The sequence below is a fragment of the Pantoea pleuroti genome (assembly GCF_014156615.1).
In the GTDB taxonomy this organism is placed as follows: domain Bacteria; phylum Pseudomonadota; class Gammaproteobacteria; order Enterobacterales; family Enterobacteriaceae; genus Pantoea; species Pantoea agglomerans.
Genome location: NZ_SBFD01000001.1, coordinates 102,299 through 126,259 on the forward strand (window position 1 = coordinate 102,299; position 23,961 = coordinate 126,259).

The following is a 23,961-nucleotide window of genomic DNA, read 5'->3' on the forward strand; positions in this document are numbered from 1 at the left end:
TTCTCGCAGAAAGTGGGGCGGGCTGCACCCCTTAACCCAGGCCAGCTTAATGCAGCGTCAGCACCAGTTCCCACGGCATATAGATCAGGTTAAAAATCACCATGCCGCAGAGGGAAAACAGTGTCAGCAGCATGCCATATTTGCGGCCTGCCATTGCGCTGCTGCGCAAACCCCAGGCGTGCAGCAGGCGACTGATAAAGAACAGCAGACCCGTGAGATGCACCATCCAGATATCGGCGCCGTTCATCTCCATCATCACCAGCAGAAACAGCGCCAGCGGAATGGTTTCGATGGCGTTGCCGTGAATGCGAATCGCCATTTTCAGGTCGTGGTAGCCGCCATCACCATACGCCACGCGATAGAAACGGCGGTAGCGAACCACGTCCAGCGTGAATTTCATCACCAGTAATGCACCCATCACCACATATAACGCGCTAACCATTGCCACCCCTGCGACTGTCTATAATGCTTCTATTCTAACGGGCGCACAGCCCTCTGTCCTGGGCAGGAATCAAAACAGTGACGTCTGCTGCGGCCAGTCCGGTCCACTGCCAATAGCCGGATCGATCTGCTGCAGTTGCGGCCAGAGCGCCTGCACCAGCGGAAAGACCTGGCCCATATCGGGCGTGTGCAGAAACAGCATGGCGTCGCCCTGTTGCTGCCACTCCTTCAGTTTGTCACGCCAGATCTGAAACAGCGGCACGCTCTCTTCCACTCTGTCGCTGCCGATAAACCGCACCATCGGCTGCGAGCCGGTTCGCAATGCATGAGGCGGCACCCGGGGCTTCTGCGCGCGGGCCACCAGCGCGGCCGGACTTTGCGAGGTGGAGGCGTGAACCGGACGGCTGTCGAGCATCACGCGATTGATGCCGCGCGCCAGCAGGCCGCGATTCAGCGCCCGTTCAGCATCCCCTTTGGCGAAGAAAGCGGGATGGCGGACTTCGACGCCGTAGTGAAAACGGCGCGGCAGGCTGTCGAGAAAGCGCCACAGGTCGTCGAGCTGCGTCGGAGAGAAGCTGGCAGGCAGTTGCAGCCAGTACTGACCGATACGATCGGCCAGCGGCTCCATCAGCCGCAGGAAATCGGTCAGCAGGTCATCGCTGTGCTGCAGCGCCGCCTGATGGCTGATGGTATTGGGAAACTTAAAGCAGAAGCGAAACGCATCGTGCGTCATATCGCGCCAGCGCATCACGGTTTCCGGATTCGGCAGCGCATAAAGCGTGGTATTTCCCTCTACACAATGGAAATAGCGGGCATAGTCCGCCAGGCTTTCGATGCCCCAGCGTTTCCAGTGTGAATGCTGCCACTGGGGCAGGCCAATACGAAGTGTCACGCGCGCTCCTGGCTGCAGATTAAGATACCCCATTATCCGCTATGGTCAGGCTGGGGGGCAAATGCACACAGGAAATCGGCGCTTTGGCGCGGATCTGCTTATCCTGTCTGGCTTTTTCCATTATAATGACCGCCATTTTTGCGACAGCATCGCAACAGGTAACGCGGCCGGATGCTGTCAGATGCAGCGGCGAAGTTAAAAGGATAGTGTTATGCGTACAGAATATTGCGGACAGCTCAATCTGTCTCATGTGGGTCAGCAAGTCACGCTTTGCGGCTGGGTAAACCGCCGTCGCGATCTGGGCAGTTTGATTTTTATCGATATGCGCGACCGTGAAGGCATCGTGCAGGTGTTTTTTGATCCCGATCGCCAGGACGCATTTAAGCTGGCTTCTGAACTGCGTAACGAATTCTGTATCCAGATCACCGGTACCGTGCGTGCGCGTGATGAGAAGAACAAAAACAGCGACATGGCGACCGGCGAAGTGGAGGTGTTTGCCCAGGCACTGACCATCATTAACCGCTCTGAGCCACTGCCGCTGGACTCGAATCAGACCAACAGCGAAGAAGCGCGCCTGAAGTACCGCTATCTGGATCTGCGTCGCCCTGAGATGGTGACGCGTCTGAAAACCCGCGCAAAAATCACCAGCTTTGTTCGTCGCTTTATGGATGACGAAGGTTTCCTGGATATCGAAACCCCGATGCTGACCAAAGCGACGCCGGAAGGCGCGCGTGACTATCTGGTGCCAAGCCGGGTACATAAAGGCAAATTCTATGCGCTGCCGCAGTCACCTCAGCTGTTCAAACAGCTGCTGATGATGTCCGGTTTTGACCGCTACTATCAGATCGTTAAATGCTTCCGCGACGAAGATTTACGTGCCGATCGTCAGCCAGAATTTACCCAGATCGACGTGGAAACCTCCTTTATGACCGCGCCACAGGTGCGTGAAATCATGGAGCGTTTAATCCGCAATCTGTGGCAGGACGTGCAGGGCGTTGATCTCGGCGAGTTCCCGCAGATGACCTTTGCGGAAGCGATGCATCGCTACGGTTCTGATAAACCGGATCTGCGTAACCCGATGGAGCTGGTGGACGTCGGCGACCTGCTTAAAAACGTGGAGTTCCAGGTCTTCTCTGGCCCGGCTAACGATGAAAAGGGCCGTGTTGCCGCGCTGCGCGTGCCGACCGGCGCACAGCTGAGCCGTAAGCAGATTGATGAATATGGCAAGTTCGTGGAGATTTACGGTGCCAAAGGTCTGGCATGGATGAAGGTTAACGTCCGTGCTGAAGGCCTGGAAGGCGTGCAGAGCCCGGTTGCCAAATTCCTGAATGCAGAGATCGTGGAAGGCATTCTGAGCCGCACCGGCGCACAGGATGGCGACATTATCTTCTTTGGTGCCGATCGCGCCAAAGTAGTCGCTGATGCACTGGGTGCGCTGCGTCTGAAAGTGGGCCGCGAGCTGAACATCACTGATGAGAAAGCCTGGGCACCGCTGTGGGTGATCGACTTCCCGATGTTCGAAGAGGACGAGGAGGGCGGTCTGGCTGCGATGCACCATCCGTTCACGGCGCCAAAAGAGATGAGCGCAGAAGAGCTGGCCGCCGATCCAACCCGTGCCGTGGCGAATGCCTACGACATGGTGATCAACGGTTACGAAGTGGGCGGCGGTTCAGTGCGTATCCACAACGGCAAAATGCAGCAGACGGTGTTCAGCATTCTGGGTATCGAAGAGCATGAGCAGCGTGAGAAGTTTGGCTTCCTGCTGGATGCGCTGAAGTTCGGTACGCCACCGCATGCGGGCCTGGCCTTTGGTCTGGATCGTCTGACTATGCTGCTGACCGGCACCGATAACATTCGTGACGTTATTGCGTTCCCGAAAACCACGGCGGCCGCCTGCATGATGACCGAAGCGCCAAGCGAAGCCAATCCGGCTTCCCTGCTGGAGCTCGGTATTCAGGTCGTTAAAAAAGAAAAGCCTGAGAATAAATAATGGGCTATAAACACCCGGTTTCAGTGCTGGTCGTCATTTCGGCGCGCGATACTGGCCGGGTGTTGATGCTGCAGCGGCGTGACGATCCCACGTTCTGGCAGTCGGTCACCGGCAGCCTGGAGGCGGGAGAGTCACCGCTGGCGACCGCGTGTCGTGAAGTGAATGAGGAAATCGGCATCGACGTGCTGGCCGAGCGGCTGGAGGTGGAGGATTGTCAGCGTCAGATCGACTTTGAAATCTTTCCCCATTTCCGCCATCGCTACGCCCCTGATGTCACCCATAATCACGAGCACTGGTTTCGCCTGCAACTGCCGACGGAGCGCAATGTGATGCTCACCGAGCATCTGGCGTTTCGCTGGCTGGCACCCGCTGACGCTGCAGCATTAACCCGATCATGGAGTAACCGCCAGGCAATTGAAGAATTTATCTGAATGCTCGCCATCGCCCGGTATTCCGGCGGCGGATAGATTAAATTTTATGAATCTGGTGAGTTTTAACAGGACTTCACCAACATATTGAACAGTCAGGCGTAATCGGCACCGTGAGGTTGTTCACCGCCCGCGCGACGTCGTCAGCGTACGCTTGTACGTGAGGATGCTTCGCGAAGCTCGCCCTCGGGGCATTCAGGTTGTCAGTCACCTGTATGCGTACGGACGGTAAACAGGCTCGCAAGCAGGATAGCCTGCACCCTGTAAAAGATCGGAGAAAATTTAAAATGGCAGGACACAGTAAGTGGGCAAATACCAAACACCGTAAGGCGGCGCAGGATGCCAAGCGCGGCAAAATCTTCACCAAAATCATTCGTGAACTGGTGACAGCGGCCAAGCTGGGCGGCGGCGATCCGGGCTCAAACCCGCGCCTGCGTGCAGCGATGGATAAAGCGCTGGCGAACAATATGACGCGTGACACCATGGATCGCGCTATTGCGCGCGGTGTAGGCGGCGATGACAATGCCAACATGGAAACCATCATCTATGAAGGCTACGGTCCTGGCGGCTCGGCCATCATGATTGAATGCCTGAGTGACAACCGTAACCGTACCGTGGGCGAAGTGCGTCACGCCTTCACCAAAACCGGCGGAAATCTTGGCACCGACGGCTCCGTGGCTTACCTGTTCAACAAGAAAGGCGTGATCTCCTATGCGCCGGGTCAGGATGAAGATGCGGTGATGGAAGCGGCTCTGGAAGCGGGCGCAGAAGATGTGGTCAGCTATGACGACGGCGCGATTGATGTCTTCACCGCATGGGAAGAGATGGGCACGGTGCGTGATGCACTGGAAGCGCTCGGCCTGAAAGCGGACACTGCAGAAGTGGCAATGATCCCGACCACCAAAGCAGAGATGGATGCGGAAACCGCACCTAAACTGCTGCGTCTGATCGACATGCTGGAAGATTGCGACGATGTGCAGGAGGTCTATCACAACGGTGAAATCTCCGACGAGGTAGCGGAAACGCTGTAATGGCGTCTACCGTAATCACTTTAACCAAAGAGGCGTAATGTCGATTATCCTGGGTATCGATCCCGGCTCACGCATCACCGGTTATGGTGTTATTCGTCAGACTGGCCGCCAGCTCACATATCTGGGCAGCGGCTGTATCCGCACTAATACCACCGAGTTGCCCGCCCGTCTGAAACTGATTTACGCGGGCGTCTGTGAAATCATTACGCAGTTTTCACCCGACTTCTTCGCCATTGAACAGGTTTTTATGGCGAAGAATGCAGACTCCGCGCTGAAGCTCGGCCAGGCACGCGGTGCCGCGATTGTTGCCGCGGTTAACCACGATCTGCCGGTGTTTGAGTATGCCGCCCGTCAGGTAAAACAGACCGTCGTTGGCATCGGCAGCGCCGAGAAAAGTCAGGTGCAGCACATGGTGCGAACCCTGCTGAAGCTGCCGGCGAACCCACAGGCAGATGCCGCCGATGCGCTGGCGATTGCCATTACGCACTGTCATGTGGCTCAGAATGCGGCTCGCATGAGTGACAGCAAGCTGGTGCTGACGCGCGGACGGTTACGCTCAGGTTAGCCGTCATCGCTCAGGTCGCACTCACAGGCTGGATATTCATCCAGCCTTTTTTATGTTATAAATTCCGCCACATTCGATAGTTAAGGAAGCGTTCAGGTGATAGGTCGTTTACGGGGCAATATTCTGGAAAAGCAGCCGCCACTGGTGCTGCTTGAGGCACACGGCGTCGGCTATGAAATTTATATGCCCATGACCTGTTTTTATGAGTTGCCTGAACTTCAGCACGAAGCGGTGATTTTTACCCACTTTGTGGTGCGTGAAGATGCGCAACTGCTGTTTGGTTTTAACAGCAAGCAGGAGCGCGCGCTGTTTCGCGAACTGATTAAAGTGAATGGCGTCGGACCCAAGCTGGCGCTGGCGATCCTCTCCGGCATGTCGGCGCAGCAGTTTGTGACCGCTGTTGAGAAAGAGGAGATCGCGTCACTGGTGAAACTGCCAGGCGTGGGCAAAAAAACGGCTGAGCGTCTGGTGGTCGAAATGAAGGACCGCTTCAAAGGAATGCACGGCGACCTGTTTGGCGGCGATTCTGCCTTTACGCTGACCACGCCGAGCGCCGAGCCGGAAACCAATGATGCGGAAGCCGAAGCGGTTGCAGCGCTGGTATCACTGGGTTATAAACCGCAGGAAGCGAGCCGTATGATCAGTAAAGTCGGTCGACCGGATGCGGATTGCGAAACCCTGATCCGCGAAGCGCTACGCGCCGCCATTTGAGGTAATTCATGATAGAAGCCGACCGCCTGATCTCCGCTGCCAGTATCAGCGAAGAAGAGGTTATTGACCGCGCTATTCGCCCGAAGATGCTGACCGAGTATGTCGGTCAGCCACAGGTGCGAGAGCAGATGGAGATTTTCATCAAGGCAGCGCAACTGCGCGGCGATGCGCTCGATCATCTGCTGATCTTCGGTCCGCCGGGACTGGGTAAAACCACCCTGGCGAACATCGTGGCTAACGAGATGGGCGTTAATCTTCGCACTACCTCAGGTCCGGTGCTGGAAAAGGCGGGCGACCTGGCGGCGATGCTGACCAACCTTGAACCGCATGACGTCCTGTTTATCGATGAAATCCATCGCCTCTCACCGGTGGTGGAAGAGATACTCTACCCGGCGATGGAAGATTATCAGCTGGATATCATGATCGGCGAAGGCCCGGCTGCGCGCTCAATCAAGCTCGATCTGCCGCCGTTTACCCTGATTGGCGCCACCACGCGTGCTGGCTCGCTGACTTCGCCGCTGCGCGATCGTTTTGGCATTGTGCAGCGGCTTGAGTTCTACCAGGTTAAAGATTTGCAGCACATCGTAGGCCGCAGCGCCGCCTGTCTGGGTCTGGCGCTGAGTGACGAAGGGGCGTTAGAGATTGCCCGTCGCGCACGCGGCACACCGCGTATCGCCAACCGCCTGCTGCGCCGCGTTCGTGACTTCGCCGAAGTGCGGGCAAACGGTGATTTGAGCGGTGAAGTCTCCTGCAGCGCGCTGGATATGCTTAACGTAGACAGCGAAGGATTCGATTATATGGACCGTAAACTGCTGCTGGCAATCATCGACAAATTTATGGGTGGGCCGGTGGGGCTGGATAACCTGGCTGCGGCTATTGGTGAAGAGCGCGAAACCATCGAAGATGTGATTGAACCCTTCCTGATTCAGCAGGGCTTCATTCAGCGTACACCGCGTGGCCGGATGGCCACGCAGCACGCTTATCGTCACTTCGGCATTACGCGTGAAGAGTAACTAGACTGCTGGTTTCCGGACCATGCTGAAAATAAACAGGATAGCGGCGCAGAGCACTACTGACGGCCCGGCAGGGGTGTCGTAGAAGGCGGAGAAGGTCAGGCCGCCGGTTACGGCAATCACTCCGATGACCACGGCGACGGCCGCCATGCCTTCCGGTGAACGCACAAAGCGGCGAGCGGTCGCAGCGGGGATAATCAGCAGTGAGGTGATGATCAGCGCACCCACGAACTTCATCGCCACCCCAATCGTCAGGGCCGTGACCAGCATCAGAATCAGTCGGGTACGCTGGATATTGACGCCATCCACCTGTGCCAGTTCCGGGCTGATGGTCATCGACAGCAGCGACCGCCACTGCCACGCCATCACCAGCAGCACGATCACCACGCCACCACCCATCATCCAGAGATCGTCTGGCGTCACCGCCAGCAGATCGCCAAACAGATAAGCCATCAGATCGACGCGAACGTTCTTCATCAGGCTGACCACCACCAGGCCCAGCGACAGCGCGCTGTGCGCCATAATCCCCAGCAGGGTATCGATAGCCAGATGTGGACGACGCTCCAGCCAGACCAGTCCCAGCGCCAGGCAGACCGTAACCAGAATCACCGCGTAGTAAGGATTCACGTTAAACAGCAGGCCAAATGCCACGCCAAGCAGAGAGGCATGCGCCAGGGTATCGCCGAAATAGGACATCTTGCGCCAGACAACAAACGATCCCAGCGGACCGGCAGCCAGCGCTAACATCACACCGCCTATCCAGCCCGGTAATAACAACTCAATCATGATGGACCCTGTCCTTTGCGTAAAACGATACGTCCCTGAAGGTCGTGACGGTGATTATGATGATGACGATAAATTGCCAGCTCCTCCGCGCCGCGCGGACCAAACATGGCGATAAATTCCGGATGCTGCGATACCGCTTCCGGGGTGCCGGAACAACAGATGTGATGGTTAAGGCACAGCACTTCGTCGGTTTTGGCCATCACCAGATGCAGATCGTGGGAGACCATGAGTACGCCGCAGTTCAGTTCAACGCGTAACTGATTGATAAGGTCATAGAGTGACACCTGACCATTCACATCCACCCCCTGCGTAGGCTCATCCAGCACCAGCAACTGAGGCTGATTCAGCAGGGCGCGCGCCAGCAGCACACGCTGGGTTTCACCACCGGAAAGCTTTTGCAGCGGGGCATTGAGCAGGTGACCCGCCTGCACGCGTTTCAGCGCTGGCAGGATCTCGGCGTTTTTGCTGCCACGGGTCAGACGCATAAAGCGTTCAACCGTCACCGGCAGGGTCGGGTCAATGTGCAGCTTCTGTGGCACATAGCCAATTCGCAGACCGGGATCACGCTGAACGGAACCGGTGGTGGGGGCGAGCAGTCCCAGTACCACACGCACCAGCGTTGATTTTCCGGCACCGTTAGGACCCAGCAGGGTGAGGATGCGGCCAGGCTGCAGTGCCAGGCTGACACCGGATAACACATTGCGCTGGCTGAACTTTATCGAAACATTATCGAGTGTGACAAGTGAGGTCATAGTATTTACAGGTTGCACAGAATTTCGAATGTTATAATATCACATTCCACCTCATGGTCACGATGGAATGACGCAATATGTTACATAATAAAAAGGGCGCAATTTTCGCCTTAACTGCTTTCTCCGTTACAGCTTCGTTAACCCTTCCCGCTCAGGCGAATGTCGTGGCTTCACTCAAACCGGTAGGGTTTATCGCTGCGGCTATTGCCGATGGTGTCACACCGGTTGACGTTCTGCTACCGGACGGTGCCTCTGAGCACGATTATTCCCTGCGGCCCTCAGATGCAAAACGCTTAAAAAACGCGGACTTAGTCGTCTGGGTCGGGCCTGAAATGGAAGCCTTTATGGCGAAGTCTGCGGCTGAACTTCCGGCTCAGAAAAACCTCGCGATGGTGAACATCGAAGGGGTAAAACCGTTATTGATTAGCGGTGGTGAAGATGAAGATGAACACACAGCGGAAAAATCCGAAGAACAGGACGCCGATGCTCATCACCATCATCACGGCGAGTTTAATATGCACCTGTGGTTGTCGCCAGAGATTGCGCGCAAGACCGCGGTTGCAATCCATGGAAAATTATTGGAACTTATGCCGCAAGATAAAGCCAAACTTGACGCCAACCTCCAGCAGTTTGAGGTAGCTTTGGCGGACACGGACAAACGCGTTAGCGCACAACTCGCTCCGGTCAGAAATAAAGGATATTTCGTTTTTCACGACGCTTACACGTACTTTGAAAAACAATACGGTCTCTCGCCCACCGGGCACTTTACCGTCAATCCTGAAATTCAACCGGGCGCTCAGCGTTTACATCAGATACGAACACAGTTGGTTGAGCAAAAGGCGGTCTGCGTCTTTGCTGAGCCACAATTCAGGCCAGCAGTCATCGATGCTGTCGCCCGCGGAACGCAGGTGCGTAAAGGCACGCTCGATCCCCTGGGAACAGACATCAGCTTAGCCAAAGACAGCTATGTGAAATTCCTCTCACAACTGTCGAGCCAGTATGAAAGCTGCCTGAATGGAGCATGAGGAATAGGTAAAAGTGCAGCAGATAGCCCGCTCTGTCGCCCTCGCATTTAATAATTTGCCGCGCCCCCACCGCGTAATGCTGGGTTCTTTAACTGTAGTCACTCTGGCCGTCGCTGTCTGGCGGCCTTACGTTTATCATCCTTCGGATGATGTGACACCCATCGTCAAAAACATCGAACTGGATAAGAACACGTTCCGCACGCTGTTGCCGGAAGCCAGTGAGCCTATCGATCAGAGCACACCGGAACCGGACGAAGAACTGCCTGCGGACGATGTGGACACCGACGTGCCCGAAACGGCCGGGGTTCACGACTACACCGTTTCATCCGGCGATACCCTGAGCAGTGCCCTGAATCAGTATGGCATCGACATCAGTGACATTAATGCGCTGGTGATGAGCGATCGCGACCTGCGTAATCTGCAGGTTGGTCAGCAGCTGAGCTGGACGCTGGATGATGATGGCGGCCTGAAAACCCTGAGCTGGGAAATTTCCCGCCGTGAAACCCGCACCTATGAGCGCACCCCTAAAGGCGGCTTTAAGATGGATGCGGAGATGCAGAAGGGTGAATGGCGCAACAGCGTGATGCAGGGCGAAGTGCGCGGCAGTTTCGCCGCCAGTGCCCAGCGTGCCGGGTTGAGCAGTGCCGAATCCAGCGCCGTAATCAAAGCGCTGCAGTGGCAGATGGATTTCCGTAAGCTGCGTGCGGGTGACCAGTTCAGCGTACTGATATCACGCGAAATGCTGGATGGTAAGAGTGCGCAAAGTCAGTTGCTGGGTGTGCGCCTGCGTAGCGGGGGTAAAGACTATTACGCTTTCCGCGCCGAAGATGGCAAGTTCTACGATCGCAGCGGCTCCGGTCTGGCGCGCGGCTTTATGCGCTTCCCGACGGTTAAGCAGTATCGTGTCTCTTCTAACTTTAATCCGCGTCGTCTCAACCCGGTTACCGGCCGCATTGCGCCTCATAAAGGTGTCGACTTTGCGCTGCCGATCGGTACGCCGGTGCTGGCAGTGGGTGATGGTGAGATCGTCGTGGCGAAGAACGGCGGTGCGGCGGGTAACTACGTCGCCATTCGTCATGGCCGCCAGTATATGACGCGCTATATGCACATGAAGAAAGTGCTGGTGAAGCCAGGTCAGAAAGTGAAACGTGGCGACCGTATTGGACTGTCAGGTAACACCGGACGATCTACCGGGCCGCATCTGCATTTCGAAATCTGGATCAATAATCAGGCGGTCAACCCATTAACGGCGAAACTGCCGCGCATGGAGGGCCTGACGGGCAAAGATCGCAGCGATTACATGGCACAGGTTAAATCCTGGCTGCCTCAGCTGGGTCTGAAGTAAGCGAATTTCGTCAAATCGCGCAAAAACCGACGGTTTTCCCGTCGGTTTTTTGCTATCTGGCGCAGGATGATTGCAAATTTTCAGGTCGTCACTATCATTAGCCGGTCATTGCTTGAGGCGAGTGCATGGAAACCCGTAAAAAAAATAACACTGAATTTATTCCCGTTTTTGAACGTTCTTTTCTCAAACCTAAATACTGGGGCAGCTGGCTGGCGATTGGTGGTCTGGCCGCGATGGCGATGTTACCGCCAAAAGTGCGTGATCCGCTGCTGGGTCGGTTAGGCAAATTCGCCGGTAAGCTGGCAAAGGGCGCACGTCGCCGTGCGCTGATTAACCTCTATTACTGTCTGCCGGAACTCAGCGAGGCGCAGCGTGCGACGCTGGTCGATGAGATGTTTGCGACGGCACCGCAGGCGATGGCAATGATGACCGAGCTGGTGCTGCGCGATCCGGCACGTATCCGTGAACGTGTAGAGTGGCATGGTCGTGAAATTATCGACCAGATGAAAGCGGAGCAGCAGAATGTGATTTTCCTGGTGCCGCACGGCTGGGCGGTGGATATTCCCGCTATGCTGCTGGCGTCAGAAGGTCAAAAGATGGCGGCGATGTTCCATAACCAGAGCGATCCGCTGATGGACTATGCCTGGAATACCGCACGCCGGGGTTATGGCGGACGGCTGCATGCGCGCAACGACGGTATCAAACCCTTTATCAGCTCAATCCGCCAGGGCTACTGGGGCTACTACCTGCCCGATCAGGATCATGGCCCGGAGCAGAGTGAGTTCGTCGATTTCTTTGCCACCTATAAAGCGACGCTGCCTGCGGTAGGGCGACTGATGAAAGTCTGCCGCGCGCGTGTGGTGCCGCTGTTCCCGGTTTATAACAGCAAATCGCACAAGCTTGAAATTTATGTGCGTCCGCCGATGGACGATCTGCTGGAAGCCGACGATCACCAACTGGCTCGCCGGATGAATGAGGAGGTGGAAGTGTTTGTCCGCCCGCATCCCGAGCAGTACACCTGGATCCTCAAGCTGCTGAAGACCCGCAAAGAGGGTGACATCGAGCCCTATTCGCGCAAAGAGCTTTATCCGCGCAAATAGCAAAAAGGCCGCGAAAGCGGCCTTTTTATGATGAGGGGGAAAGAGCTGGCTCAGGTCGCAGACGCCTTTCGCAAAGACGCATAAGACGCCCTCCCTGGCCCGCGCTGTTTGGCTACAGGCATATACTTCCATCGCTTTGAGCTTCTGAGCTGCCTGCTCAGGGCAAACCTGTGGCTGCGCTGCCTGTTTATAACGCTTCCAGCCTGCTGCGACGTTTACGCTCGCGCATAAACAGGATCACCAGACCGAACCAGAGCACGCCGCTGATAAAGTTGACCAGGCAGAACCATAGCGTGCCGCCGCTGAAGTAGCCACTTTTCGCCAGCTCAATTCCCACCGCCAGCGTCATAATACTGATCATCCCCAGCATCGCTGCCACGCTGCCTTTGCCTTCGTTGCTGGCGTAGAGCGTCAGGCGATACAGTCCGGCATTGACCATGCCCGCGCCAAAGGCGTAGAGACTCAGACCAGCGGTTATCAGCAGATAACCGTGGCTGTTCATCAGACTCGCCACCAGCGCCAGGCTCAGACCAATCAAAATCGGCCAGGCGGCGAACTTCACCGGCTGTTCAATCGGTACGCGTCCCGCCAGCTTACTCAGCGTCAGGTTACCGGCGATCATCGCCAGAAACACCGGCAGCTGCAGCAGCGCGTACTGCATACGCGACAGACCTTCGTCGTGCATCAGGATCACCGGCGAAAGAGCAACCCAGGTGAGGATCGGGATAAACACCAGCCCGATAGCGAAGGAACCAAACATCACCAGCCGGTCTTTCATCAGCCGGCCATAGTTGCGTGCCAGATTGGGCAGGGCGATGGAATGACTGCGGTCACCAGCGGTTTCGGGCATCACACGCCACAACACCACAAAGGCGACCAGACTGCAGGCGGCAAACAGCCAGAACATGCTGCGCCAGTTGCCAATGGTGAGCCAGGCAGCACCGGCAAGCGGACCCGCCAGCGGAGCCAGCAGCGCCACGTTGGCCATCAGCGCCATCATGCGCACCGCTAGCGCCTCATCAAAGGCTTCCTGAATTGCGGCATAGCCGACCGCGCCGATAAAGCAGAGGCTGATACCCTGAATAAAGCGCAGGCTGACAAATTCTTCAATTGAGCTGACCCAGTGCATCAGCATGCAGGCGACGGCAAAAAACAGGATGCCGAAGAGCATCACCGGTCGCCGGCCAAACTTATCAGAAAGAGGACCCAGCAGCCATTGCAGCACCACGCCGCCAATCAGGTAGGCGGTCAGGGAGGTGGAGACCCATTCAGGGCCGACGGAAAATTCGCTGGTGACGATCAGCATGCCAGGCTGGATCATGTCATGAGCAATATAGGTGGCAAACTCGAACAGCACTAACGCCAGAGGAAAGAGTAAAATTCGGCCGGTAAGCTGGCTGATGGGGTGGAAACGGGCCATCTGGCCTCCTTGTCAGAAAAGAAAACGCGACTGCCAGGCAGTCGCGTTGTTTATTCTACACCGACATTGTAAACCCGGACTCAATTAATCCACGCGCAGCACACGTGTGGTATTGGTGGTGCCGGTGGCGCCCATCACATCGCCCTGCGTCACAATGACCAGATCGCCAGAGACCAGGAAGCCTTTGTCGCGCAGCAGGTTAACGGCATCGTGCGCAGCAGCCACACCGTCGTTATTGCTGTCGAAGAATACTGGCGTTACGCCGCGATAGAGCGCGGTGAGATTCAGCGTGCGTTCATGGCGTGACATGGCAAAAATCGGCAGGCCCGAGGTGATACGTGAGGTCATCAGCGGGGTACGGCCCGACTCGGTCATGGTGATGATCGCGGTGACGCCCTGCAGGTGGTTCGCGGCGTACATGGATGACATAGCAATCGCTTCTTCGACATTGTCGAACTGCACGTCCAGACGATGCTTGGAGACGTTGACGCTCGGGATCTTCTCCGCGCCCAGGCAGACCTTCGCCATCGCTGAGACAGTTTCAGCCGGATACTGACCCGCTGCGGTTTCCGCAGAGAGCATCACAGCATCGGTACCATCCAGCACGGCGTTCGCCACGTCCATCACTTCTGCGCGGGTCGGCATCGGGTTAGTGATCATCGACTCCATCATCTGCGTCGCGGTAATGATGGTGCGGTTAAGCTGGCGGGCACGACGAATCAATGCTTTCTGAATGCCGACCAGTTCCGGATCGCCAATCTCAACGCCCAGATCGCCACGCGCCACCATCACCACATCAGAGGCCAGAATGATGTCATCCATCGCTTCCTGGCTGGCGACCGCTTCGGCACGTTCCACTTTTGCGACCAGTTTGGCGTCACAACCCGCTTCGCGCGCCAGACGACGTGCCAGATTCATATCTTCACCACAGCGTGGGAAAGAGACGGCCAGATAGTCGACCCGGATTTTGGCGGCAGTGATGATATCCGCTTTATCTTTTTCGGTCAGCGCTTCAGCTGAGAGTCCGCCGCCCAGTTTGTTAATGCCTTTGTTGTTCGACAGCGGGCCACCCACGGTGACTTCGGTGAACACTTTCATCTCCTGAACTTCCAGCACTTTCAGCTGCACGCGGCCATCATCCAGCAGCAGGATATCGCCCGGCACCACATCTGCCGGCAGGCCTTTGTAGTCGATACCCACGCGCTCTTTATCGCCTTCGCCTTTACCCAGATTGGCATCCAGCAGGAAACGGTCACCGATATTCAGGAAAACTTTGCCTTCTTTGAAGGTTGAAACACGAATTTTTGGACCCTGGAGGTCACCGAGGATGGCCACGTGGCGACCCAGTTTTGCGGCAATCTCACGCACTTTATCGGCACGGATCTGGTGATCTTCTGGCGTGCCGTGAGAGAAGTTGAGTCGTACAACGTTCGCGCCGGCAGCGATGATTTTTTCTAAATTATTATCACGATCGGTGGCCGGGCCGAGAGTTGTAACGATTTTGGTTCTTCTGAGACGTCTTGACATCGAGGACTCCGTAAACATTTAAGCGTGCCCTGGTCTGCGGACACAGCATGGTTATCTATTCTATATGATCGACGGGTTGTGATACGACTCACATTGTAAATGTGATGTTAATTTTTTTACCGATCATCCTTTTCCCGAATGGTGTGCTTTTCGTAACGCGACGCTTTCAACGCCTCTTTCACGCGTTTCAGGTTTTCCCGGAAGGGCGCACCCCGTTCCAGGGTGAAACCGGTCGCCAACACATCGATCACGGTCAACTGCGCCAGGCGCGATACCATCGGCAAATAGATATCCGTATCTTCCGGTACATCAAGCACTAAAGCTATCGCTGCTTCATGGGCAAGGGGAGAATCGGCAGAGGTGATGGCTATAACGGTGGAACCGTTTACACGGGCCAGGCGAGCCAGTTCTACCATATTTTTTGTGCGTCCAGTATGCGAAATGAGAACAAAAACGTCACCGGCTCGACTATTTATGCAACTCATGCGCTGGATCACAATATCGTCTGACCAGATGACCGGCAGATTAAAGCGCAGAAATTTGGTAAAGGCGTCATGCGCCACCACAGCGGAAGCACCCAGCCCGAAAAAGGCGAGTTTGTCAGCCTGAGTGAGCAGGGTGACGGCCTGCTGCAGTTGGGTGCTATCCAGTTGATCCCGCACCCGCTGCAGCCCTGCCAGCGCCGAGTCAAAGATTTTGTGGCTGTAGTTCTCCACACTGTCATCGTCCTCCACGCCCCGGCTGACCCAGTTGCTGCTTTTCACCAGGCTCTGCGCCAGTTGCAGCTTAAAGTCGGGAAAACCGCGCGCGCCCAGTCGATGACAGAAGCGATTCACCGTGGGTTCACTGACGCAGGCTTCGCGCGCCAGGGTCGCGATGCTGGAGTGCATCGCCGCCTGTGGCGCAGCCAGAATCTGCCGGGCGACTTTCTGTTCCGCATTGCTGAGCGCGGCAAACTGCACCTCAATTTTTTCCAGCATATTCATAAGCCGATGACCATAATCACTTTTACCAATTTCAATTATCCCTGTCGTCAGAGTCGATTAACAGAGACTATATCGTGTCAGCACCAGCCAGGCGCAACGGCGGACAAGTCGATTGCCCTTTTTTTTGGGATACTTTGACCGGTGCCTGATTTTCCTGACACCAACAGACACAGAAAAAACCGGCAATCCGCACGTGTCATCACACGCGCTTAGCACATCCGGTACAGAGTTAATGCGGTTAACCCGGCGAGTCGGTTTACCTGACGCGGGGAAAAAAGTACATTGTGCTCAAAGAAAATAATAACCTGGACCCGGTGGCAGAGGATGCATCACCACCGGACTATCCTGCAACGAGGAGAGGAAAATGGCGGTAACACAAACAGCCCAGGCATGCGATCTGGTGATTTTCGGTGCCAAAGGCGATCTTGCACGCCGTAAACTGTTGCCTTCACTGTACCAGTTAGAGAAAGCGGGGCAGATCCACGAGGAAACCCGCATTATTGGTGTCGGCCGTGCCGAGTGGGATAAAGCGGAATACACCAAAGTGGTACGTGAAGCGCTGGAAACCTTCATGAAGGAGAAGATTGACGAAGCGCTGTGGGACAAACTCAGCAATCGTCTCGACTTCTGCAACCTCGATGTCAACGACACCACGCACTTCCCGAAACTGGGCAAGATGCTGGACCAGAAAAATCGCACCACCATCAACTACTTTGCCATGCCACCCAGCACCTTTGGCGCCATCTGCCAGGGGCTGGGCACCGCGAAGCTGAATGCTAAACCGGCGCGCGTAGTGATGGAGAAGCCGCTGGGCACCTCACTGGAAACCTCACAGGAGATCAACGACAGCGTTGGTGAGTACTTTGATGAGAGCCAGGTGTTCCGTATTGACCACTACCTTGGTAAAGAGACGGTGCTTAACCTGCTGGCGCTGCGCTTTGCTAACTCTATCTTCGTGAATAACTGGGATAACCGTACCATCGATCACGTCCAGATTACCGTGGCCGAAGAGGTGGGCATCGAAGGCCGCTGGGGTTACTTCGATAAAGCGGGCCAGATGCGCGACATGATCCAGAACCACCTGCTGCAGATTCTGACCATGATCGCCATGTCGCCGCCGTCAGACCTCAGCGCCGACAGCATCCGTGACGAAAAAGTTAAAGTGCTGCGCTCGCTGCGCCGCATCGATCAGACCAACGTGCGTGAGAAAACCGTTCGCGGCCAGTACACCGCTGGCTTTGTGCAGGGCAAAAAAGTGCCTGGCTACCTGGAAGAAGAGGGTGCCAATAAGTCGAGCGCCACAGAGACCTTCGTGGCAATTCGTGTCGATATCGACAACTGGCGCTGGGCGGGTGTGCCGTTCTACCTGCGTACCGGTAAGCGTTTGCCGACCAAGTGTTCAGAAGTGGTGGTCTACTTCAAAAACCCGGAGATGAACCTGTTTAAAGACTCCTACTCAGAGCTGCCGCAGAACAAGCTGACGATTCGTCTGCAGCCGGACGAAGGGGTGGATATTGAGATCCTGAACAAAGTGCCGGGCCTCGATCACAAGCACAAGCTGCAGACCACCAAGCTGGATCTGAGCTACTCCGAGACCTTTAACCAGTCGCACCTTGCTGATGCTTACGAGCGTCTGCTGCTGGAGAGCATGCGCGGTATCCAGGCGCTGTTTGTGCGCCGCGATGAAGTGGAAGCCGCATGGACCTATGTCGATTCCATTATCGACGCCTGGGCTGCGGACGGCGACTCTTCCAAGCCGTATCAGGCGGGCACCTGGGGCCCGGTGGCCTCAGTGGCGATGATTACCCGCGATGGCCGCTCGTGGAACGAGTTCGAATAACGGAAATGATGATGAAGCCCGCAACGCGGGCTTTTTTTTCGCCCTTAAACCGGGCCAGCCGACACGAATAAAATTGAACTGCCGTTTCAAAATGGTCGCAGGATGATAGACGCTCAGGAAGCTGATCATGTATGGTAGTGACGCAATTTACAGGGCAGGAGCCGATGCTCCATGACCGGGTCGCAATCCCGGTGTTATCAAGCAAGGGGAACTGATGAAAAACTGGAAAACGAGTGCAGAACAGATCCTGACTACCGGACCTGTCGTGCCGGTCATCGTTGTGAACAAACTGGAACACGCCGTGCCGATGGCAAAAGCGCTGGTGGCAGGCGGTGTCAGAGTGCTGGAAGTGACGCTGCGCACGCCAGTGGCGATGGACGCTTTACGTGCGATGATCAAAGAAGTGCCGGATGCGATCGTTGGTGCGGGAACGGTGATTAATCCGCAGCAGTTACAGGAAGTGACCGATGCCGGTGCGCAGTTTGTGATCAGCCCTGGCGTCACCGAGTCGCTGCTGAGAGCGGCCGTTGAAGGGCCGGTGCCGTTGATTCCCGGCATCAGCACCGTTTCTGAGTTAATGACCGGTATGGACTACGGTCTGCGCGAGTTCAAGTTTTTCCCGGCAGAAGCGAACGGCGGCGTTAAAGCGCTGCAGGCGATTGGCGGACCCTTCCCGCAGGTGCGATTCTGCCCGACCGGCGGCATCTCTCCGGCGAACTACCGTGACTATCTGGCGCTGAAAAGCGTGCTTTGCATCGGCGGCTCCTGGCTGGTGCCCAACGACGCGCTGGAAGCGGGCGACTGGGATCGCATCACCCGCCTGGCACGCGAAGCTGTTGAAGGCGCGAAGTAAGTTATGGCGGTGAGCATCTGCTCACCGCACACCTTTACCCCTGAACCGTGACCGCTGCTGCGCTGGCAACGGCACGCGCAATCGCCTGATCGGTGCTGTCACCGCTGGCCAGTGCCACGCCCAGACGACGCTGACCGCTGATTTCCGGCTTGCCGAACAGGCGCAGTTGCAGACCGGCACCCAGCGCCGCTTCGACATTCACAAACTGCACATTCTGGCTGGTGAGTTGCGGCAGAATAACGGTGGACGCTGACGGACCATACTGGCGAATCGCACCAATCGGCAGACCGAGAAACGCCCGCACGTGCAGCGCAAACTCTGACAGATCCTGCGAAATCAGCGTCACCATGCCGGTGTCGTGTGGACGCGGCGAAACTTCGCTGAATATCACCTCATCACCGCAGACAAACAGCTCAACGCCAAACAAACCATAGCCACCCAGCGCCTGAACCACCTGCGCGGCAACATCCTGTGCCCGCTGCAGCGCCACATCACTCATCTGCTGCGGCTGCCAGGATTCACGATAATCGCCATCCTCCTGACGGTGACCAATCGGCGCACAGAAATGAATGCCATCGACTGCGCTGATGGTTAACAGGGTGATCTCGAAATCGAAGTCAACAACACCTTCGACGATGATGCGTCCGGCACCCGCGCGGCCACCCTGTTGCGCATAGTCCCAGGCATTATCGAGCTGGCTGGCGTCGCGGATAAAGCTCTGACCTTTGCCGGATGAACTCATTACCGGCTTCACAATGCAGGGAAAGCCGATTTCGGTAGCCGCTTCATCAAAGCGCGCCTTGCTGTCGGCAAAGCGATAGCGGGAGGTCGGCAGAGAGAGCTCTTCAGCCGCCAGCCGCCGAATGCCTTCGCGGTTCATGGTCAGCCGCGCGGCACGGGCAGTCGGCACCACGCGCTGGCCTTGCTGCTCCAGCTCAACCAGGGTCTCCGTGGCGATGGCTTCGATTTCCGGTACGACAAAATCAGGCTTCTCTTCAGCGATTAACGCTGCCAGTGCCGCGCCATCCAGCATGTTAATCACATGGCTGCGATGGGCGACGTGCATCGCCGGGGCATCGGCGTAACGATCGACCGCGATCACTTCCACACCCAGACGCTGACACTCCAGCGCCACCTCTTTACCCAGTTCACCTGAACCCAATAGCATCACACGCGTTGCTGCAGGACGCAGCGCTGTTCCGAGAGTCGTCATTTCTTCACCTAAGCAGTCAAAATTCGCGCGCAAGTATAAACGAAAACGTTTGCGTTCTCATCTTTCGTCCATCTGACACAACCTTTTGCCTTACTTTTCCCGCTCTGACGTTTCCTGACACCCCTTACGTCAGGATAGCGGACTGACATCTTAAAAGGAGTGGATGATGAATAACTGGTTGCAACAAATTCAGTCGGTACTCACGAAGAAGGGCGGTGAGGGCAAATCGGGTGGCGGCTTAAGCGACATGCTGGCGCCGGGTGCGCTGGGCGGCCTGGCCGGTATGCTGATTGCCAGTAAATCGTCGCGCAAACTGCTGACAAAATATGGCGGCAAGGCGCTGATTATCGGTGGCGGTGCGGCTGCGGGCGCGGTGTTATGGAACAAATACAAGCAGCGGGTCAGCGAAGCGCACCAGAATGAACCTGACTTTGGCGTGGCGCAGACGCCGGTTAACCTGCGGGCCGAACGTCTGGTGACGGCGCTGGTGTTTGCCGCCAAAAGCGACGGGCACATTGACGATCAGGAACGGGCAGCCATTGAGCAGAATATTCATCAGTCCGGTTACGGTCAGGAAGCGGAACAGCTGATCCAGAAAGCCATGAACCGCCCGCTGGATCCGCAGTGGCTGGCCGCCGATGTGAAAAACGAGGAGGAGGCGCTGGAGCTCTACTTCCTGAGCTGTGCCGCTATCGACGTTGATCACTTCATGGAGCGCAGCTACCTCTCCGCGCTGGGCGACGCGCTGAAAATTCCCCAGGATGTTCGCGACGGCATTCAGCAGGATCTTGAGGCTGAGAAAGCCCGTTTACCCGCCAGTTAATCCCTCTGATATTCCGCTGGCGGGTCACAGGATGTGATCCGCCAGCGGCTGCTTCTCAACCTATACCTGGCTTCCCGCTGCTGAAGTGTTACGCTTACAGATCATTACGTTCACGGAGACGGATGGATGAAAGCACCCATCGCAAAAAAAATACCCCATGAGATGACGTTGCACGGCGAGACGCGCGTTGACGACTACTACTGGCTGCGCGACGACAAGCGCGAAAACAGCGAGGTTCTTGATTACCTGCGTGCCGAAAACAACTACGGCAAAAAAATCATGTCGTCACAGCAGCCACTGCAGGACCGGGTATTAAAAGAGATTATCGATCGGCTGCCGCCTGAAGATCACTCAGTGCCCTATGTGAAAAATGGCTACCGTTATCAGAGCCGCTACCAGAGCGGTAACGAATACCCGGCCTATTATCGTCAACCCGCCGCGAGCGATGAGTCTGACGAGTGGAGCCTGCTGCTGGATGCCAACCAGCGCGCCTCGCACAGCGATTTCTACACCATGGGCGCGCTGCATATCAGTCCGGATAACCTTGTCATGGCGCTGGCTGAAGATTTCCTGTCTCGCCGGCAATATGGCATCCGCTTCCGCAATCTGGAGAGTGGCAGCTGGTACCCTGAAGTGCTGAGCAATGCCTCTTCCAGCTTCGCATGGGGTAACGACTCGCGCACCCTCTACTATGTACGAAAACACCCGCAGACGCTGCTCTCCTATCAGGTATGGCGACACGAACTCGGTTCACCACAGTCAGATGACCAACTGGTGTATGAAGAGCAGGATGACACTTATCATCTCAGCGTGCATAAGACCACCTCCAAGCAGTTCATCATGATTGCGCTCTACAGCACCAACACCAGCGAAATTCAGCTGATTGATGCGAACTTCCCCGATGCGCAGCCCCATGTGTTTCTGCCGCGCCGCCGCGATCATGAGTACAGCATCGACCACTACGATCATCAGTTCTTCATTCGATCCAACCGGGAAGGCGAAAACTTCGGGCTGTACCGCAGCCGCTATCTGGACGAGTCACGCTGGGAAACCCTGATCCCGGCACGGGAACAGGTAGTGATGGAAGATTTTCAGCTGTTTCGGGACTGGCTGGTGGTCGAGGAGCGCCAGCGCGGCTTAACCAGCCTGCGGCAGATAAACTGGGCCAGCGGTGAAACCAGCGGCATCGCCTTTGACGACCCGACCTATGTGACCTGGCTGGCCTACAATCCGACGCCGCGCACCAGCAAACTGCGCTACGGCTATTCGTCGATGACCACGCCGACCACGCTGTTTGAACTGGATATGGATAGCGGCGAACGCCGCATCCTGAAGCAGAGCGCGGTGAAAGGCTTTAACGCGGAAGATTACAAAAGCGAACACCACTGGATCAAAGTCAGCGATGGCACCGAAGTGCCGGTATCGCTGGTCTATCACCGCAAACACTATCAGCCCGGTCAGAATCCGATGCTGGTGTATGGCTACGGTGCCTACGGCAGCAGTATGGATGCCGATTTCAGCGTCAGCCGCCTGAGCCTGCTGGATCGCGGCTTTGTCTATGCGCTGATACAGGTGCGCGGCGGCGGTGAGCTGGGGCAGCAATGGTATGACGGCGGCCGCCTGCTGAACAAAATGAACAGCTTCACCGATTTTATCGATGTCACTAACGCACTGGTGGCGCGCGGCATCGGACACCCGGAACGGCTCTATGCTATGGGTGGCAGCGCGGGTGGCTTACTCATGGGCGGGGTGATTAACCTGGCACCGGAACGGTTCCACGGTGTGGTTGCCCAGGTGCCGTTTGTGGATGTGGTTACCACGATGCTGGATGAGTCGATTCCGCTGACCACTGGCGAGTATGACGAGTGGGGCAACCCCAATGATCCGGAGTACTACCGTTATATCCGCCAGTACAGCCCTTATGACAATATCGAGGCGAAAGCCTATCCCCACCTGCTGGTCACCACCGGCCTGCACGATTCGCAGGTGCAGTACTGGGAACCGGCCAAGTGGGTGGCGAAGCTGAGATCGATGAAAACCGACAATAACCTGCTGCTGCTCTGCACCGACATGGATGCGGGCCACGGCGGCAAGTCGGGGCGCTACAAAGCCTATGAAGGGATCGCGATGGAATACAGCTTCCTGCTGGGGCTGGCGCAGGGCACCTTACCGCCAGTTCAGGATTACTGAGACTCGGTCAGGAACTTACGCAGCGCCTGCCGCAATGGCGGGCGCAGATCGCTGACGTTATCCAGCATCCACTTCAGATAGCCCGGATCCTTACGTGCAACCACCGCAATCGCCTGACCGCGGTATTTGCCAAACGGCAGAACGTCGTCGCGCTGGGCCGCCGGTTGTGACCGCACAATCATCTCGGAGGCACTCCAGCCGGAGGTCTCCATAATACGGATCAGCAGCGCCGCCGTAACATAGCAGTCATAGAGCGCGCGGTGGGCATGCAGGTCGGCGGGCGGTATAACATCCAGCTTCAGCGAATGACGCAGTGCCTGGTTGCCATATTTAATACCCGGCCAGAGCTGACGCGCCAGCTGCATGGTGCAGATCCACTCTCCGTACATCTCCGGCAGCATCCGGCGATCAAAACTGGCGTTGTGCGCCACATAAAAAGCACTGCCGTGATAGCGTGGGATCGCCTCTTCAATGGTCGGCTTACCGGCGACCATCGCTTCGGTGATGCGATGCACGGCCATCGCCTGACGGCTGATAGGGCGGTCGGGCAGGGTGAGATCGCTCATCGGATTCACAATCTGGCCGTTGACCACATCCACGGACGCCACTTCGACTACGCCGCCCTGCAGACCGCAGGTTTCGGTATCAATAACGCGAAATATCATTGCTTCATCTTCGGTTCATAAGGAAGGCGCGACAGGCTGAGCGACGCCTGGCGGTAGTGCATCAGACGCTGACGAAACCAGTCACGCAGCGCTTCGGGCTGCTCCTGCGCCACCATTTCGGCGACGATCGGCATGTTATAGCGCTCTTTAAACGCCACACCCGCTGCCGCCAAATCGACATTAATCTTGTCTTTCTCTTCCTGGGACAGCAGGGCAAGGTTATGGCTCATAATATTCTCCTGACGATAGCGGGCAAAAGTAATGTTTTCGGCGGTCTGAATCAAGGATAAAGGATCGCATCGCTGGCCTCGACAGTGCAAATACAGCAGCGTATCCTTTTGCCACGTTTATCGCCCTGGCGGCGG

General features: G+C 56.5%; 23 protein-coding genes. 13 read left to right on the forward strand and 10 right to left on the reverse strand.

The features are described 5' to 3' along the window. Positions 1-46: 46 nt before the first annotated feature. Together EPG66_RS00535 and EPG66_RS00540 are read right to left on the reverse strand one after the other, a co-directional pair. Complete coding sequence (locus EPG66_RS00535; RefSeq protein ID WP_010258617.1) at positions 47-442, reverse strand: MAPEG family protein; 396 nt, start codon at positions 440-442, stop codon at positions 47-49. 69 nt (positions 443-511) lie between these two features. Continuing rightward, complete coding sequence (locus EPG66_RS00540) at positions 512-1,333, reverse strand: DUF72 domain-containing protein (RefSeq protein WP_182685633.1); 822 nt, start codon at positions 1,331-1,333, stop codon at positions 512-514. A gap of 211 nt (positions 1,334-1,544) precedes the next feature. Between EPG66_RS00540 and aspS the strand changes: the two genes are divergently transcribed. The 6 genes from aspS to ruvB all read left to right on the forward strand — a co-directional run bounded on the left by aspS (position 1,545) and on the right by ruvB (position 7,071). Continuing rightward, complete coding sequence (aspS, locus tag EPG66_RS00545) at positions 1,545-3,323, forward strand: aspartate--tRNA ligase (RefSeq protein WP_182685635.1); 1,779 nt, start codon at positions 1,545-1,547, stop codon at positions 3,321-3,323. Beyond that, complete coding sequence (gene nudB / locus EPG66_RS00550; RefSeq protein WP_031591430.1) at positions 3,323-3,754, forward strand: dihydroneopterin triphosphate diphosphatase; 432 nt, start codon at positions 3,323-3,325, stop codon at positions 3,752-3,754. The genes aspS and nudB overlap by 1 nt, the downstream gene beginning before the upstream one ends. 284 nt (positions 3,755-4,038) lie before the next feature. After that, positions 4,039-4,782, forward strand: a complete 744-nt coding sequence (locus tag EPG66_RS00555; RefSeq protein WP_010258633.1) for a YebC/PmpR family DNA-binding transcriptional regulator — start codon at positions 4,039-4,041, stop codon at positions 4,780-4,782. 37 nt (positions 4,783-4,819) lie between these two features. Then, the gene (gene ruvC, locus EPG66_RS00560; protein WP_003849205.1) at positions 4,820-5,347 is read left to right on the forward strand and encodes a crossover junction endodeoxyribonuclease RuvC; all 528 of its coding nucleotides are present in this window, start codon (positions 4,820-4,822) and stop codon (positions 5,345-5,347) included. 96 nt (positions 5,348-5,443) lie between these two features. Beyond that, positions 5,444-6,058, forward strand: a complete 615-nt coding sequence (ruvA, locus tag EPG66_RS00565) for a Holliday junction branch migration protein RuvA (RefSeq protein WP_010670803.1) — start codon at positions 5,444-5,446, stop codon at positions 6,056-6,058. Positions 6,059-6,066: 8 nt separating this feature from the next. Then, the gene (gene ruvB / locus EPG66_RS00570; protein ID WP_010258640.1) at positions 6,067-7,071 is read left to right on the forward strand and encodes a Holliday junction branch migration DNA helicase RuvB; all 1,005 of its coding nucleotides are present in this window, start codon (positions 6,067-6,069) and stop codon (positions 7,069-7,071) included. Here the strand turns inward: ruvB and znuB are convergent, their stop codons facing one another. Together znuB and znuC are read right to left on the reverse strand one after the other, a co-directional pair. Then, complete coding sequence (znuB, locus tag EPG66_RS00575; protein WP_010258643.1) at positions 7,072-7,857, reverse strand: zinc ABC transporter permease subunit ZnuB; 786 nt, start codon at positions 7,855-7,857, stop codon at positions 7,072-7,074. Continuing rightward, positions 7,854-8,609 carry a zinc ABC transporter ATP-binding protein ZnuC gene (gene znuC, locus EPG66_RS00580; RefSeq protein ID WP_031591429.1) on the reverse strand — a complete coding sequence of 252 codons (756 nt, stop codon included), beginning with the start codon at positions 8,607-8,609 and terminating at the stop codon, positions 7,854-7,856. Before znuC ends, znuB begins: the two co-directional genes overlap by 4 nt. Positions 8,610-8,686: 77 nt before the next feature. On the opposite strand from znuC, the gene znuA reads away from it, so the two are divergent. From znuA to lpxM, 3 genes are all read left to right on the forward strand, one after another. Further along, positions 8,687-9,634 carry a zinc ABC transporter substrate-binding protein ZnuA gene (gene znuA / locus EPG66_RS00585; RefSeq protein WP_182685637.1) on the forward strand — a complete coding sequence of 316 codons (948 nt, stop codon included), beginning with the start codon at positions 8,687-8,689 and terminating at the stop codon, positions 9,632-9,634. 13 nt (positions 9,635-9,647) lie between these two features. Then, positions 9,648-10,979: a murein DD-endopeptidase MepM gene (gene mepM / locus EPG66_RS00590; protein WP_182685639.1), complete on the forward strand. Its 1,332-nt coding sequence runs from the start codon at positions 9,648-9,650 to the stop codon at positions 10,977-10,979. 125 nt (positions 10,980-11,104) lie between these two features. Continuing rightward, entirely contained in the window at positions 11,105-12,079 is a 975-nt protein-coding gene (gene lpxM / locus EPG66_RS00595; protein WP_039391085.1) for a lauroyl-Kdo(2)-lipid IV(A) myristoyltransferase, read from the forward strand. A gap of 187 nt (positions 12,080-12,266) precedes the next feature. Here lpxM and EPG66_RS00600 read toward each other — a convergent pair whose 3' ends face one another. The 3 genes from EPG66_RS00600 to EPG66_RS00610 all read right to left on the reverse strand — a co-directional run bounded on the left by EPG66_RS00600 (position 12,267) and on the right by EPG66_RS00610 (position 16,012). After that, on the reverse strand, positions 12,267-13,499 hold the full coding sequence (locus EPG66_RS00600) for an MFS transporter (RefSeq protein WP_182685641.1): 1,233 nt from the start codon (positions 13,497-13,499) through the stop codon (positions 12,267-12,269). 84 nt (positions 13,500-13,583) lie between these two features. Further along, a complete protein-coding gene (gene pyk, locus EPG66_RS00605) occupies positions 13,584-15,026 on the reverse strand; it encodes a pyruvate kinase (protein ID WP_031591426.1) in 1,443 nt (480 codons plus the stop codon). 116 nt (positions 15,027-15,142) lie between these two features. After that, complete coding sequence (locus EPG66_RS00610) at positions 15,143-16,012, reverse strand: MurR/RpiR family transcriptional regulator (RefSeq protein WP_182685643.1); 870 nt, start codon at positions 16,010-16,012, stop codon at positions 15,143-15,145. Positions 16,013-16,376: 364 nt separating this feature from the next. Here EPG66_RS00610 and zwf point away from each other — a divergent pair, with 364 nt between their 5' ends. Both zwf and EPG66_RS00620 read left to right on the forward strand, forming a co-directional pair. Then, complete coding sequence (zwf, locus tag EPG66_RS00615) at positions 16,377-17,852, forward strand: glucose-6-phosphate dehydrogenase (RefSeq protein ID WP_010258671.1); 1,476 nt, start codon at positions 16,377-16,379, stop codon at positions 17,850-17,852. Between the two features lie 214 nt (positions 17,853-18,066). Beyond that, complete coding sequence (locus EPG66_RS00620; RefSeq protein ID WP_031591424.1) at positions 18,067-18,705, forward strand: bifunctional 4-hydroxy-2-oxoglutarate aldolase/2-dehydro-3-deoxy-phosphogluconate aldolase; 639 nt, start codon at positions 18,067-18,069, stop codon at positions 18,703-18,705. A gap of 34 nt (positions 18,706-18,739) precedes the next feature. On the opposite strand, the gene purT is transcribed toward EPG66_RS00620, so the two are convergent. Next, entirely contained in the window at positions 18,740-19,918 is a 1,179-nt protein-coding gene (gene purT, locus EPG66_RS00625; RefSeq protein WP_182685645.1) for a formate-dependent phosphoribosylglycinamide formyltransferase, read from the reverse strand. 166 nt (positions 19,919-20,084) lie between these two features. On the opposite strand from purT, the gene EPG66_RS00630 reads away from it, so the two are divergent. Further along, on the forward strand, positions 20,085-20,741 hold the full coding sequence (locus EPG66_RS00630) for a tellurite resistance TerB family protein (protein WP_010258682.1): 657 nt from the start codon (positions 20,085-20,087) through the stop codon (positions 20,739-20,741). 126 nt (positions 20,742-20,867) lie between these two features. Then, the gene (locus EPG66_RS00635) at positions 20,868-22,931 is read left to right on the forward strand and encodes a prolyl oligopeptidase family serine peptidase (RefSeq protein WP_182685647.1); all 2,064 of its coding nucleotides are present in this window, start codon (positions 20,868-20,870) and stop codon (positions 22,929-22,931) included. Here EPG66_RS00635 and exoX read toward each other — a convergent pair. Together exoX and EPG66_RS00645 are read right to left on the reverse strand one after the other, a co-directional pair. After that, entirely contained in the window at positions 22,925-23,596 is a 672-nt protein-coding gene (gene exoX, locus EPG66_RS00640; protein ID WP_182685649.1) for an exodeoxyribonuclease X, read from the reverse strand. The genes EPG66_RS00635 and exoX overlap by 7 nt on opposite strands. Next, positions 23,593-23,826: a DNA polymerase III subunit theta gene (locus EPG66_RS00645; protein ID WP_010258692.1), complete on the reverse strand. Its 234-nt coding sequence runs from the start codon at positions 23,824-23,826 to the stop codon at positions 23,593-23,595. Before EPG66_RS00645 ends, exoX begins: the two co-directional genes overlap by 4 nt. Positions 23,827-23,961: the final 135 nt, after the last annotated feature.

Bases quoted from the DNA above. Each gene is read 5' to 3' on its own strand.
- EPG66_RS00535 (WP_010258617.1), bottom strand. From the start codon at position 442: ATGGTTAGCGCGTTATATGTGGTGATGGGTGCATTACTGGTGATGAAA.
- aspS (WP_182685635.1), top strand. From the start codon at position 1,545: ATGCGTACAGAATATTGCGGACAGCTCAATCTGTCTCATGTGGGTCAG.
- nudB (WP_031591430.1), top strand. From the start codon at position 3,323: ATGGGCTATAAACACCCGGTTTCAGTGCTGGTCGTCATTTCGGCGCGC.
- EPG66_RS00555 (WP_010258633.1), top strand. From the start codon at position 4,039: ATGGCAGGACACAGTAAGTGGGCAAATACCAAACACCGTAAGGCGGCG.
- ruvC (WP_003849205.1), top strand. From the start codon at position 4,820: ATGTCGATTATCCTGGGTATCGATCCCGGCTCACGCATCACCGGTTAT.
- ruvB (WP_010258640.1), top strand. From the start codon at position 6,067: ATGATAGAAGCCGACCGCCTGATCTCCGCTGCCAGTATCAGCGAAGAA.
- znuB (WP_010258643.1), bottom strand. From the start codon at position 7,857: ATGATTGAGTTGTTATTACCGGGCTGGATAGGCGGTGTGATGTTAGCG.
- znuC (WP_031591429.1), bottom strand. From the start codon at position 8,609: ATGACCTCACTTGTCACACTCGATAATGTTTCGATAAAGTTCAGCCAG.
- znuA (WP_182685637.1), top strand. From the start codon at position 8,687: ATGTTACATAATAAAAAGGGCGCAATTTTCGCCTTAACTGCTTTCTCC.
- lpxM (WP_039391085.1), top strand. From the start codon at position 11,105: ATGGAAACCCGTAAAAAAAATAACACTGAATTTATTCCCGTTTTTGAA.
- EPG66_RS00600 (WP_182685641.1), bottom strand. From the start codon at position 13,499: ATGGCCCGTTTCCACCCCATCAGCCAGCTTACCGGCCGAATTTTACTC.
- pyk (WP_031591426.1), bottom strand. From the start codon at position 15,026: ATGTCAAGACGTCTCAGAAGAACCAAAATCGTTACAACTCTCGGCCCG.
- EPG66_RS00610 (WP_182685643.1), bottom strand. From the start codon at position 16,012: ATGAATATGCTGGAAAAAATTGAGGTGCAGTTTGCCGCGCTCAGCAAT.
- zwf (WP_010258671.1), top strand. From the start codon at position 16,377: ATGGCGGTAACACAAACAGCCCAGGCATGCGATCTGGTGATTTTCGGT.
- EPG66_RS00620 (WP_031591424.1), top strand. From the start codon at position 18,067: ATGAAAAACTGGAAAACGAGTGCAGAACAGATCCTGACTACCGGACCT.
- purT (WP_182685645.1), bottom strand. From the start codon at position 19,918: ATGACGACTCTCGGAACAGCGCTGCGTCCTGCAGCAACGCGTGTGATG.
- EPG66_RS00630 (WP_010258682.1), top strand. From the start codon at position 20,085: ATGAATAACTGGTTGCAACAAATTCAGTCGGTACTCACGAAGAAGGGC.
- EPG66_RS00635 (WP_182685647.1), top strand. From the start codon at position 20,868: ATGAAAGCACCCATCGCAAAAAAAATACCCCATGAGATGACGTTGCAC.
- exoX (WP_182685649.1), bottom strand. From the start codon at position 23,596: ATGATATTTCGCGTTATTGATACCGAAACCTGCGGTCTGCAGGGCGGC.
- EPG66_RS00645 (WP_010258692.1), bottom strand. From the start codon at position 23,826: ATGAGCCATAACCTTGCCCTGCTGTCCCAGGAAGAGAAAGACAAGATT.